This is a genomic window from Streptomyces sp. HD, assembly GCF_028369295.1.
Classification (GTDB): domain Bacteria; phylum Actinomycetota; class Actinomycetes; order Streptomycetales; family Streptomycetaceae; genus Streptomyces.
In genome coordinates this window covers 18,474-30,813 of sequence record NZ_JAQMYP010000005.1, presented here as the reverse complement: position 1 = coordinate 30,813, position 12,340 = coordinate 18,474, and the positions used below count along the sequence as shown (strand labels likewise).

Below are 12,340 nucleotides of genomic sequence, written 5' to 3'. Positions count from 1 at the left end.
CGGGGACCTTTCAGGAGTACCAGGTGGGCTGCGGCAGTTCACCGGTGAGGACGTGGCGGCCGATCTCGCGGCGCTTGTAGGCGACGGGGTCGTGGAGCGTGTGCGTCCGGACGTTGCGCCAGAAGCGGTCGAGGCCCTCGGCGGAGGCGGTGGCGCGGGCGCCGGTCACCTCGAAGATGCGGCCTGTGATCTCCAGGGCCACTTCGGTGGCGCGGGCCTTCACGGCGGCCACCCGTACCTCGAACTCGCCGCGGGCCTGTTCGGTGACCGCGTCCGGGTCGTCGTGCAGCTTCTGTCCCTCGGCGGCCACGGCGTCGGCCAGTGCTTCGGCGGCCCAGAGCTTGGCGGTGAGGTCGCCGTAGGTGTCGATGACATGGGGCTCGTCGACGGCGTGGTCCTGGCCGCCGTGCAGCCAGGGGCGGGACTTGGTGCGGGTGTAGGTGGCGGCGGTCTCCAGGGCGCCGGCGGCGATGCCGAGGTAGAAGTTGACGAAGACGAGCTGGATGGTCGGCACGTTGAGGGTGTTGTAGACGCGCGGCCGGAACCGCTTGTCGACGTAGCCCGCCGCGGCGGACCAGGGGACGCGCACGGCGTCGAGGGTGACGCCACCGCTCTCGGTGAGGCGCTGGCCGATGTTGTCCCAGTCGTCGCGGAAGGTCAGGCCCTCGCTGTCGGACGGGACGATGGCGAAGACGTGGTCGTCGGTGCCTTCCAGGACACCTTCCAGCACGGTGACGTCAGAGACCCTGCTGCCGGTGGAGAAGGACTTGCGGCCGGTGAAGGTGAGGGTGTCGCCCTCGTCCTGCACCACCACGTCCTCGTCGCGCGGGTTGACCGCGCCGCCGAAGAACCAGCGGTTGCGGGCGGCCTCGGCCTCCACCTGCTCCCACTGTTCACGGGTGCCGACCAGTCGGGCGGCCCAGTTCCACAGGTAGTGGTAGCCGAGCAGCTGGCCGATGGAGCCGTCCGCCTTGGCCACCTCGCGGACGACGCGGTACGCGGTGGGCCAGTCCTGGCCCGCTCCGCCGTGCTCGACGGGGCCGAGGAGGGTGACCAGACCGGAGTCCTTCAGCAGCTGGATCTCGTCGTACGGGGTGGCGGCGGCCTTGTCGCGGGCCGCGGCGTCGGTGGCGAGGACGGCGGCGACCTCGGCTGCGCGGGCGATCCAGCCGTCGGTGTCCTTCGGGGCGGGGGCGGTCTTCCAACCGGCCGGTGCGGCGGTGCTCATGGTGGGAACCCCTTTCGCTGTCGGGTGCGGGTCGCGGGCGGGTCGGGCGGTCAGGCGCGGGCTGCGACGGGCTCGGACTCGGCTTCCCGGGCCTCCAGTTCGCGGACGAGAGGAAGCACCCGCTTGCCGAAGTACTCGACCTCCTCCAGGTAGTGCAGGAAGCCGAGGAGGAACAGGTCGACACCGAGCCGCTTGTAGGCGACGATCCGCTCGGCGATCTGCTCGGGCGTGCCGATCAGGCCGGTGCGGAAGCCGTCGTTGTACTGGACGAGGTCCTCGAACCCGGAGTCCTGCCACATGCCCTTGCCGTCGGCGGTGGACGGACCGGCCTGCCGGACGGCGTCGCGGAAGCCGTGGACGGCCTCGGTGTCGGCCTTGGCGACGATCTCGCGGAGCGTGTCGCGGGCCTCGGCCTCGGTGTCGCGGGCGATGAGGAAGCCGTTGAGACCGAACTTCGGCGCGGTGCGGCCCACTTGGGCGGCTGCGGCGCGGACGTCGTGGATCTGCTCGGTGACGCCGTCGAAGTCCTTGCCGTTGCTGAAGTACCAGTCGGAGACACGGCCGGCCATCGCGCGGGCGGCGGTGGAGTTGCCGCCCTGGAAGATCTCCGGGTGCGGGCGCTCGGCGCTGTTCAGCGGCTTGGGCTTGAGGGAGAAGTCGCGCAACCGGTAGAAGTCACCGGCGAGTTCGGTGTGGTCCTCCGTCCAGATCTGCCGCAGCGCGCGGATGAACTCCTCCGAGCGCCGGTAGCGTTCGTCGTGCTCCAGCCAGGGCTCGCCCAGCGCGGTGAACTCGCCCTTGAACCAGCCGCTGACGACGTTGACGGCGAACCGGCCGTTCGACAGGTGGTCGGCCGTGGCGCCGAGCTTGGCGAGGACGCCGGGGTGCCACAGGCCGGGGTGGACGGCGGCGATGACCTTGAGCCGCTCGGTGGCGAGGAGCAGCGCGAGGCTGAAACTGGTCGACTCGTGCTGGAACTCCGCGCCGTAGCTGGCCATGTAGCGGACCTGACTGAGGGCGTAGTCGAAACCGTTGTTCTCGGCGAGGACGGCCAGTTCGCGGTTGTAGTCGTAGCCCCAGTCGGTGCGCTGTTCGATGGTGCTGGTGACCAGGCCGCCGCTGACGTTGGGCACCCAGTAGGCGAAGCGGACGGGGTCGGATCCGGGTGGTACGGGCATGGGGAACTCCTGCGGGACTGCGCACACGAAAAGGGCGCGTGCGTGACAGGGAAACGTGTTCAGTGATCGGGATTCGGACGTGCGGGGACGACGTTCCCGGGAAAGCCGAAATCACCGTGGAAAACGGCCGGCAGTGGAATTCACGAAGGGAGGACGGCGCGAGTGCGAGGGTTTCCCTCGGGTGCGCTCAGATCCGACAGCGACAGCAGGAGCTGGAGACACGCGCGAGATCGACGTGGCGTCGCCGCGTGAGGTCCGGTCGCTTCATGTCATCGATCAAAGCAGCGGGGAGTCCGGGCGGTCAAGAATGCCCGGAGGTGATTCCACATGTTGAGAGAAGGTATTCACGAGGTTGTGACAGGGATTCCCTTGAACCCGGTCGGCGGCGAACGGCACGCTCCCTGTCGTGCGTATCGAACAGCTCGAATACATCGCCGCCGTCACACGATTGGGGTCGCTGCGGCGAGCCGCCGACGAACTGCACCTGTCCCAGCCGGCACTCAGCGAGACCGTGCGCAATCTGGAGCGCGAACTCGGCGTGGACCTGCTGGAGCGCAAGCGGTCCGGGGCGAAGATCAGCGACGAGGGGCGGGAGCTGCTGCCGCACATCATGAGCGTGCTGGACGCGGTCGACCGGCTGCGGGGCGCGGCCGGCGACCAGCACCGCATCAGCCGGATGGTCCGCCTCGGCACGGTCAACACCGCCACCGTCCCGCTGGTCATCCCGACGGTGCGCGAGTTCCGGGCCTCGCACCCGGTCACCCAGGTCGAGCTGGTCGGCGCGCAGCAGTCCGAGATCCATCGCGGGCTGCTGGAGGGCGCGTTCGATCTGGGGCTCGTGAACTACCTCGGGGGCGACGACCTGCCGCCCGGCTTCGAGACCACCGAACTGCTGCGCGGCAGGCCGGTGGTGTGCGTGCGTCCGGACAGCCCGCTGGCCGCGCTGGAGGCGGTGGACGCGGACAGTCTCCTGGCCGAGCCGCTGGTGGTGATGCGGTCCGGCTATGTCATGCACCGCTTCCTGCACCGGCTGCTCGACGGCCGTACGCCGTCCTTCTCGTACTCCACCGACGGCGCGGAGATGGGCAAGCTGATGGTCGCCGAGGGACTGGGAGCGACCGTGCTGCCCGACTTCAGTGTCATCGGCGACCCACTGGAGCGGCGTGGCGCGATCACCGTACGGCCACTCGCGGGCGACGCGACCGAGGTGCTGCTGGTCCTGCAACGCCGACCTTCCGGTTCCGTCCCCCGGGCGGTCCGCGATCTGCACGAGCTGTTCGTGCGCAACGCCGGTGCGTACGACGCCTCTTCGTGATCCGGCCCGATCAGGACACGGTCACCGGATGCCGGACCACCGCGTCGAACAGATACCCCTGGGTGTTGGGTACGGCGACGTCCGGCTGGCGGCGTTCGGCCGTGTCCGTCGCACGGGCCAGCAGGTGGGTGGCGCCGCGGGTTTCGGGCGTCCAGGTGACGGACCAGCGGCTCCAGGTGTCGGCGCGGGGGCGGTCATGCAGTCGGGCCGGGCGCCAGCTCGTGCCGCCGTCGGTGCTGACGTCGACCCGCGCGATCCCTCCCGCGCCCGACCAGGACCGGCCGTGCAGCACGTGCCCCTCCCCCACGGCGAACGAGGCGCCGTTCGCCAGCTCGAAGGCGCTCTTGATGGTCTGCCGGGACAGCGGCGCACTGCCCTCCTGCGGGTGTCCGGGGCCGAACAGCCGGTAGAAGGTGGTGTTCCAGGGCGAGAACAGCGGCTGCGCGGACACCTCGATGTCGCCGACCCACTTGATCGACGAGATCCCCACCCATGAGGGCACCAGCACGCGCACGGGGTACCCGTGGTCGTACGGCAGCGGCTCGCCGTTCATCTCGTACGCGAGCAGTACGTCGTCCAGTGCCTTGGCCAGCGGCAGCGGCCGGCGCACCCGGCCGAGGCTCTCGCCGCCACTGACGTACTCGGCGTCCAGGCCGCGCGGTTGCACGTCCACGGCGTACGGGGACAGGCCCGCCCTGCGCAGGACGTCGGCCAGGCGCACCCCGCGCCAGCGCGCCACGCCGACCGCGCCCAGCGTCCAGGCGGTGCCGGTGACCGTCTCGCCCTGCTGTGTGGCGTAGAAGCTGCGTCCGTTCCCGGCGCACTCGACGAACGCCGTCCGGGTCACGGCGGGCAGGGCTCGCAGGTCGTCGTAATCGAACTCGACCGGGCTGCCCTCGGCGGGCGTACCGCGCAGCCCGTCACCCCACAGCCTCAGCCGCCAGTCGGCGGCGTCCAGGACGGGCGTCGTCGTGTGGTTGCGGACGAAGAACCGCTCGTTGGGGGTGTGGTGGCCGGTTCCGCGCAGGGCCTCCCAGCGGGTCTCGGCGTTGGTGCCGCGCTGGATGAACCACTCGGGCGGCAGCGGTTTGACGATCGGCGAGTCGGCTGCGCGGGCCCGGCCCGGCGCGGGGAGCGCGGTCGTGGCCGCAGTGGCGGCGAGCAGGGTGAGCAGACGGCGGCGGCTGACCCCGTCCGCTCTCGCTTCGCCGGCGAGCCACTGGCGCAGTCTGCGGCGGTCGTAGGCGGTTTCGTCGAGGCGGGACGTGGGACGGGAGGGCGGCACGGCGGGTGCGGACATGGCGGTTCCTCGTCGTCGGTGTGCTCGTCATCGGTGTGGAGGCCGGACACGGGCGGAGCGGGATACGGGCGGAGCGGGACACGGCGGGATCGGCGGCCATGCGGAGGATGTCCACGGGGCGGCCACGCATCAGAGAACCTTGGACAGGAAGGCGCGGGTGCGTTCCTGGCGTGGGTTGTCCAGGACGGCCGCGGGCGGCCCCTGCTCCACCACCACCCCGCCGTCCATGAACACCACGGAGTCGGCGACCTCGCGGGCGAAACCGATCTCATGGGTCACGACGATCATGGTGGTGCCCGTGCCGGCCAAGTCCTTGATGACGTCGAGGACTTCGCCGACCAGTTCCGGGTCCAGGGCGGAGGTGGGCTCGTCGAAGAGCAGCACCTTCGGTTCCAGGGCCAGCGCGCGGGCGATCGCCACGCGCTGCTGCTGCCCGCCGGAGAGCTGGCGTGGGTAGGCGTCGGCCCGGTCGGTGAGACCGACCCGGTCGAGCAGTCGACGGGCCGTCTCCGCCGCCTCCTTGCGGGGGCGGCGCAGCGCGGAGACGGGGGCCTCGACCAAGTTCTCCAGCACGGTCAGATGCGGGAAGAGGTTGAAGTTCTGGAAGACGAACCCGATGTTCGTCCGCTGCCTGAGAACCTCCTTCTCCTTCAGTTCGTGCAGCTTCCCGCCGGAGCGGCGGTAGCCGATGAGCTCGCCGTCGATGCTGATCCAGCCGCGGTTGACCTTCTCCAGGTGGTTGATGGTGCGCAGCAGCGTGGACTTCCCCGAGCCGGACGGCCCGAGGATCACGGTGACCTCGCCGGCCCGGACCCTCAGGTCGACGCCGCGCAGCACTTCCAGCGGGCCGAAGCTCTTGTGGACGCCGTGGACGTCGATCATGACGTCGCTCATGTGTGTTCGGGCGGGTTGATCCGCGACGTCTTGATCGCGGAGGCGCTGGTGCCCCACTTCTTGAGGATCCGGGCGTAGGTGCCGCTCTTGATCAGTTCGTCGACGGCGGCCCGGAAGGCCTTGGTGAGCGGGGAGCCCTTCGTGAAGGCGAAGCCGACGTCGAGGCGGTGGAACTCGCCGAGGAAGGCGGTCCGGGAGGCGGGCTGGGCCGCCTGGTAGCGCAGGCCGTTGATGGTCGACATGATCACGTCGATGCGGCCCTGCTGGAGCGCGGTGAGCGTGGCCGCGTTCTCCGAGTAGACCTTCACGTCGTACGGCTTCTTGCCCGCCTTGGCGCACACTCCCTTCTGTGCGGTGAGGGTCGCCTCGAAGGTGGTGCCGGCGCCGGTGCCGATGGTCAGGCCGCACAGCTGGGTGAGGTCGGTGACCCTCGACTTCAGCTCGGTGTTGCCCTTCTTCACCGCGAAGCCCTGGCCGTCGTTGATGTAGGTGACGAAGTCGATGGTCTTGAGGCGCTCGCTCGTCACCCCGAAGTTGCCGGTGCCGAAGTCGTACTTGCCGCTGCCGAGGGCGGGCAGGATCGTCTCGAAGGAGGCGTCCTGTCGCTCCAGCCTGACGCCGAGCACCTTGGCCACCGCGTCCGCGAGGTCGATGTCCTGGCCCGCGGGCGCCTTGTCCGTGCCGTTCGGGTAGTACGCCCCGGGCGGGAATCCGACCGAGCTGCCGACGCGCAGCGTGCCCGCCTTGCGCACGCCGGCGGGCAGCAGGGCCGCGGCGGAGTCCACCTGGCGTACGGCGGCGACCGGATCGTCGGTCGGCGCGGGAGATGCCTGGGCGCCCACCGACGCCGCGCCGTCCGTGTCTCCGGCGCCGCAGGCGGTCAGCGCCAGGAGGGGCAGCAGCGCGAGGGCGGCGACGCCGCGCAGGCGAGTTCTGAAGGTGTGGGTGTTCACAGGGTGGCGGCCTCTCCCGTGCGCTGCGGTTCTGCGAGGTGCTTCTCGAAGGGCAGCGGCCCGATGGTCTCCGGGTCGGCCTCGGTGTCGAACAGCGGTGTGTAGCCGGTGGCCAGGTAGAGGCCGCGGGCCTCGGGCTGGCGCGGGCCGGTGGTCAGGTAGACACGTCGGTAGCCGCGGGCGCTCGCCGCACCCTCCAGTTCGGCCACGACACGGCGGGCGAGGCCGCGCCGGCGGTGCGCGGAGTGGGTCCAGATCCGCTTCAGTTCGGCGGTGTTCCCGTCGTACCGGCGAAAGGCGCCGCCCGCGACCGGCTCGCCGTTCTCGACGAGGAGGAGCAGGACGCCGCCGTACGGCGCGGTGAACTCCTCGTCGGGGTAGCGGGCGAGTTCGGCGTGGGCGTCGCGGCCGTAGCGTCTGGAGTACTCGTCGCCGAGTTCGCGAAGCAACGGCTCGACTCTGGCGTCGGAAACGGGCACCTCGATGACCGTCAACTCCGGTGCGGAAGTCATCCGTTCACCGCCGCCAGGCTCTGCGTCCCGCGCGCCGCCCGCTCGGCGTCGCGCTTGGCGACCTCCTCGCGGACGATCGGAATCACGTACCGGCCGAAGTCGATGGCGTCGCCCAGCAGGTCGTAACCGCGCGCGGAGAGGATGTCGACGCCCAGGTCGTAGTAGTCGAGGAGCGCCTGGGCCACCGTCTCCGGGGTGCCGACCAGGGCGTTGGAGTTGCCCGCGCCACCGGTCGCGGCGGCGGTCGGGGTCCACAGGGCGCGGTCGTAGCGCTCGCCCGCCTCGGCGATGGCGATCAGCCGCTGCGAGCCCACGTTCTGAGGTGTCGCAGCCTGCGGCCGGGCGTGGCCGTTGTGGCGCTTGGTGATCGCCTCGCCCCGCTCCCTGCGGGCCTTGATCGCGCCGACCGTGCGGTGGGCCTTCTCCCAGGCCAGTTCCTCGGTCGGGGCGATGATCGGGCGGAACGCGACCTGGATGCGCGGCACGTCGGTGCGGCCCGCGGCCTTCGCGGCGGCCTTCACGTTCTCGATCTGCTCGGCGGTCTTCGCGAGGGGCTCGCCCCACAGGCAGTAGATGTCGGCCTCGGCGCCTCCGGCGGCGTACGCGGCGGGCGACGAGCCGCCGAACGACACGTCGGGGCGGGGCTGTTGGACGGGGAAGACGTCGCTGACGAAGTCGTGGAAGCGGTAGTGCTCGCCCTCGTGGTCGAAGGACTCGCGGGTGGTCCAGATCTTCTTGACGATCCGGATGTACTCCCGGGTGCGGGTGTAGCGCTCGTCCTTGGTGAGGGTGTCGCCCTCACGGCCCTGTTCCCGGTCGTTGCCGCCGGTGATGAAGTGCACGGTCAGCCGGCCGTCGCTGATCTGGTCGAGGGTCGCGAAGGTCTTGGCGGCGAAGGTGGGGTACGAGACGTTGGGCCGGTGGGCGAGCAGGATCTGGAGGTGGTCCAGCTTGCTCGCGATGTACGCGGCGGCCGGTGCGGGGTCCGGCGACCCGGAGCCGTAGGCGAACAGCACCCGGTCCCAGCCGTGTTCCTCGTGCGCCCGGGCGAGCCGGAGCGTGTACTCCTTGTCGAACGCGGCGCCGGAGCGCGGCGTGGTTTCGGAACCGTCATTGGTGGCGGCGATGCCGAGGAACTCCACAGGCATGGACGTGACCTTTCGGGCAATGCGGCGCATGGGCAGGAAGGAATCAACTGCCGTGTGCACAGGTATGAGTGATGGGCCGTCAGGCGCGAGCCGACGGATGCGGTGCAGGTGTGACGACGCCGGGAGTCGGTGAAGGCGGAAGGCGGTGCTGCGGCAGCGCGCGAAGAGAGAACTCGGCCCGCGACGGGGTCACCGAGGGAGGGAAGGGCCGGTCAGAGGGCCCGCTGCCGAGTCAGCCGCGACACGCGGCGGAACACACCCGACAGAAGTCGATGTGATCGCGCGTGACCAAGCGCTGCTGGGCAGTCATGCGATTAATTGAGCAGTACATCGTGCTCCCCGTCAAGCGACGCCCGGATGCCGGACGACCTCGACCAGCACCTCTCGGGCGCTGTTGACACATCCGCGCCATGGGCACATACGATCGACACGGATCGGCACCGCCCCAGGCGGCGGCCCCTCCGGCCGCGTTGAGGGACGCGGCGACGTGACGACGCCCCACCCACGTCTGCCCCCCCTCCCCCCGGAGAGCCTCCCCATGGTCACGCCGTCCGATGTCACGTCCATCCCTGCCACGAAGTCCCCTCCGGCGCCCGGCGCCCCGGACGAGGACCTGCCGCGGATCGTGCCGCGCCGGCACGTCGGCCGGTGGCTGACGGCCGCCGTCGCGCTGCTGCTCTTCGCGATGGTGGTCAACTCCGTGGTCCGCAACGACGCCTTCCAGTGGGACGTGGTGGGCCGGTACTTCACCACCTCCGCCGTGCTCGACGGACTGCTGCTCTCCCTGTGGCTGACCGCCGTGGTGATGGTGCTCGGCTTCCTGCTCGGCACCGTGCTCGCGGTGATGCGGCTCTCCGCCAACCCGGTGCTGCGCACGCTGAGTTGGGGCTACGTCTGGATCTTCCGGTCCACCCCGCTGCTGGTGCAGCTGTTGTTCTGGTTCAACATCGGCGCCCTGTACCCGACGCTCGGCCTCGGTATCCCGTTCGGCCCGCAGTTCCTCACCGTCAAGACGGTCAACCTGCTCGGCCCCACCCTCACCGCCGTGATCGGCCTGACCCTGCACGAGACGGCCTACGCCGCCGAGGTGGTGCGCGGCGGCATCCTCTCCGTGGACTCCGGACAGACCGAGGCCGCCCAGGCACTCGGCCTCGGCAGACGCCGCACCCTGCGCCGGATCGTCGTCCCGCAGGCGATGCGCTCCATCGTGCCGACCGCCGGGAACATGCTGATCGGCACGCTCAAGGGCACCAGCATCGTCAGCGTGCTGGCCGTGCACGACCTGCTGTACTCGGTGCAGCTGATCTACAACCAGACCTATCAGATCATCCCGCTGCTGATGGTCGCCACCCTGTGGTACGTCGCGGTCACCACGGTGCTGAGCGCGGGACAGTTCTACGTCGAGCGGTACTACGCCCGCGGCAACTCCCGCGCCCTGCCACCCACTCCGGTGCAGCGACTGCGCGGCCACCTGACCTCCGTACACCAGCGGCTGACCGCGGCGACATCCGCCGGCACCCGCCCGGCGATCGGCGGTGACCGGTGACCGGCACCGCCTCCACGGCCGTCCTGGTCGTCGTCGGCGCGGGACCGCGGGCCACGGGCCTGCTGGAGCGCATCGCCGCCAACGCTCCCGAACTATGGGACGAGGGAAGGGAGTTGCGCGTCCATCTGGTGGACCCGCACCCGCCCGGACCGGGACGCGTCTGGCGACATGAGCAGTCCGCGCTGCTGCGGATGAACTCCATGGCCGAGGACGTCACCATGTTCACCGACGAGTCGTCCACCATCGACGGCCCGGTCCGGCCGGGGCCCTCGCTGGCCGAGTGGGCGGCCCAGTTCTCCGGCCGGGGCCCGCGGCACACCCCGCACGCCGAACCCGCCGACCCGGAGGTGCTCGCCGAGCTACGCGCACTCGACGGGTCCGACTTCGCCAGCCGTCGCGCCCAGAGCGCCTACCTGGACTGGGTGTTGCGCAGGGCGCTCGCCGAACTGCCGCCCTCGGTCACCGTCGAGTGGCACCGCACCACCGCGACCGCCGTCACCGGTCCCCCGGACGGCCCGCAGCAGGTGCACCTGACCGGCCGCGCCAAGCCGCTCACCGCCGACCTGGTGGTCCTCGCCCAGGGCCACATCGGCTCCACGCCCGTCGCCGAGCACCGCGACCACGCCGCGTTCGCCCGCCGCCACGGCCGCTTCCATCTCCCGCCGGAGTTCTCCGCCGACGCCGACCTGTCCGCACTGCGGCCCGGCGAACAGGTCCTCCTGCGCGGCTTCGGGCTGGCCTTCATCGATCTCCTGGCCCTGCTCACGGAGGGCCGCGGCGGCAGCTTCCGCACCGAGTCCGACGGCACCCTCACCTACCTTCCGTCCGGCCGCGAGCCCGTCCTCCACGTCGGATCGCGGCGCGGGGTGCCGTACCACTCCAAGACCCGCTACCGGCTCCAGGGCCCGCGGCCCCCGCTGCCGCGCCACTTCGGTCCCGAGGCGGTGGACGCGCTGCTCGCCGAGGGCCGTCCGCTGGACCTGCGGCGCGATGTGTGGCCGCTGATGGCCAAGGAGATCGGCTTCGGCCACTACCACGAGCTCTTCCACGCCCACCCGGAACGCACCGCCCTGCCCTGGCCGGACTTCGTCGCCGGCTACGACCGCCTGGGCTGGTACGACGCCGAGATGGCCGCCCTCGTCGCCGAGGCCGTACCCGACCCGGCGGACCGCCTGGACTTCGAGGCCCTGGACCGTCCGCTGGACGGTCTCACGTTCCGGACGCCCGACGCCTTCCAGGCGCACCTGCGTGACCACATCGCCCGGGACGTGGACCGCCACGAGGACCCGGAGTTCAGCGCCGATCTCGGAGCGTTCCTCGCCCTGCTGTCCGTCTACGGGCAGCTGCCCGGCCTGGTGGCCACGGGACGATTGACCGCGCGGTCGGTCGCCGGGCACCTCGACGGCTGGTGGCAGGGCTTCTTCAGCTTCCTGGCCTCCGGTCCGCCCGGCTTCCGGCTGCGCCAGCTGCTGGCCCTCTCACGGGCCGGGATCGTCCACTTCCTGGGCGCCGGTGTCCAGATCGGCACCGACGAGGCCACCGGCACCTTCACCGCGACCAGCCCCACCGTGCCCGGTCACACCGTCCACGCCACCGCCCTCATCGAGGCGTATCTGCCGGTCCCCTCCCTCGACCGCACCGAAGACCCCCTGCTGCGCGACCTGCACGGGACCGGCGCCCTCACCGAGGAGGTCATCGCCGACCCCACCCACACACACCGCTCCGGCCTGCTCGCGGTCTCCCCCACGGACGCCCACGTCATCGACCCGTCCCTCGGCAGCCCCCACCCCCGCCGCATCGCCCTGGGCGCCCCCACGAACAGCCGGGCCGTCGCCGCCTTCGCCCGCCCCCGCACCAACGCCCCGGCCTTCCGCCAGAACGACGCGGTGGCCCGGGCACTGCTGAGCGCCCTGAGCTCGCCGTTCTCAAGGGGAGAGATGACATCGTCCACAATGTGAACAACCCCTTGGGATGTGAGCAAGCTTCTGCCACGATCCCCATCAACCAGGTAGGAAAACTAGGAATCTGTGGGGTGGGGTCGCCATGCGCACGCGTAACCGCACGGACCTGTCACCGTTCCTCCTGACCTCGCGTCGCCACATCGACTTCGGCCGTACGTCCAGCGCCATCTGTCGGCTCGTCTGAGACTCCCGCGGAATCCGACGCACCCCCACCCCCCACACCCCCCACACCGCTGCGCCCCTGCCGTCCTGTCCGGGCGGCGGGCGAGTGGTGTGCCGGTACGCCTCGGCGGGTTCCTCGCCGC

The 12,340-nt window shown here is 71.0% G+C and carries 11 protein-coding genes; 3 read left to right on the top strand and 8 right to left on the bottom strand.

Annotated features, from left to right (window positions below; all coding sequences use genetic code 11):
• Nucleotides 1-10: 10 nt before the first annotated feature.
• The 3 genes from POF73_RS06450 to POF73_RS46155 all read right to left on the bottom strand — a co-directional run bounded on the left by POF73_RS06450 (nt 11) and on the right by POF73_RS46155 (nt 2,674).
• On the bottom strand, nt 11-1,228 hold the full coding sequence (locus POF73_RS06450) for an acyl-CoA dehydrogenase family protein (protein ID WP_272113514.1): 1,218 nt from the start codon (nt 1,226-1,228) through the stop codon (nt 11-13).
• Between the two features lie 50 nt (nt 1,229-1,278).
• Nucleotides 1,279-2,406: a dimethylsulfone monooxygenase SfnG gene (gene sfnG / locus POF73_RS06445; RefSeq protein WP_272113513.1), complete on the bottom strand. Its 1,128-nt coding sequence runs from the start codon at nt 2,404-2,406 to the stop codon at nt 1,279-1,281.
• A gap of 187 nt (nt 2,407-2,593) precedes the next feature.
• Complete coding sequence (locus tag POF73_RS46155) at nt 2,594-2,674, bottom strand: putative leader peptide (RefSeq protein WP_443049453.1); 81 nt, start codon at nt 2,672-2,674, stop codon at nt 2,594-2,596.
• Between the two features lie 138 nt (nt 2,675-2,812).
• On the opposite strand from POF73_RS46155, the gene POF73_RS06440 reads away from it, so the two are divergent.
• Nucleotides 2,813-3,721 carry a LysR family transcriptional regulator gene (locus POF73_RS06440; protein ID WP_272113512.1) on the top strand — a complete coding sequence of 303 codons (909 nt, stop codon included), beginning with the start codon at nt 2,813-2,815 and terminating at the stop codon, nt 3,719-3,721.
• Nucleotides 3,722-3,731: 10 nt separating this feature from the next.
• On the opposite strand, the gene POF73_RS06435 is transcribed toward POF73_RS06440, so the two are convergent.
• The 5 genes from POF73_RS06435 to POF73_RS06415 form a co-directional block, all read right to left on the bottom strand.
• Nucleotides 3,732-5,021 (bottom strand): sulfite oxidase, encoded by a 1,290-nt coding sequence (locus POF73_RS06435; RefSeq protein WP_272113511.1) that lies wholly within the window; start codon nt 5,019-5,021, stop codon nt 3,732-3,734.
• A gap of 129 nt (nt 5,022-5,150) precedes the next feature.
• On the bottom strand, nt 5,151-5,915 hold the full coding sequence (locus POF73_RS06430; RefSeq protein ID WP_272113510.1) for an amino acid ABC transporter ATP-binding protein: 765 nt from the start codon (nt 5,913-5,915) through the stop codon (nt 5,151-5,153).
• Nucleotides 5,912-6,868: an ABC transporter substrate-binding protein gene (locus POF73_RS06425; protein ID WP_272113509.1), complete on the bottom strand. Its 957-nt coding sequence runs from the start codon at nt 6,866-6,868 to the stop codon at nt 5,912-5,914. Before POF73_RS06425 ends, POF73_RS06430 begins: the two co-directional genes overlap by 4 nt.
• Nucleotides 6,865-7,380: a GNAT family N-acetyltransferase gene (locus POF73_RS06420; RefSeq protein WP_272113508.1), complete on the bottom strand. Its 516-nt coding sequence runs from the start codon at nt 7,378-7,380 to the stop codon at nt 6,865-6,867. The genes POF73_RS06425 and POF73_RS06420 overlap by 4 nt, the downstream gene beginning before the upstream one ends.
• Nucleotides 7,377-8,528 (bottom strand): LLM class flavin-dependent oxidoreductase, encoded by a 1,152-nt coding sequence (locus POF73_RS06415; protein WP_272113507.1) that lies wholly within the window; start codon nt 8,526-8,528, stop codon nt 7,377-7,379. The genes POF73_RS06420 and POF73_RS06415 overlap by 4 nt, the downstream gene beginning before the upstream one ends.
• A 538-nt stretch (nt 8,529-9,066) precedes the next feature.
• Between POF73_RS06415 and POF73_RS06410 the strand changes: the two genes are divergently transcribed.
• Complete coding sequence (locus POF73_RS06410; RefSeq protein WP_272113506.1) at nt 9,067-10,074, top strand: amino acid ABC transporter permease; 1,008 nt, start codon at nt 9,067-9,069, stop codon at nt 10,072-10,074.
• Nucleotides 10,071-12,032, top strand: a complete 1,962-nt coding sequence (locus POF73_RS06405) for an FAD/NAD(P)-binding protein (RefSeq protein ID WP_272113505.1) — start codon at nt 10,071-10,073, stop codon at nt 12,030-12,032. Before POF73_RS06410 ends, POF73_RS06405 begins: the two co-directional genes overlap by 4 nt.
• Nucleotides 12,033-12,340 lie beyond the last annotated feature (308 nt).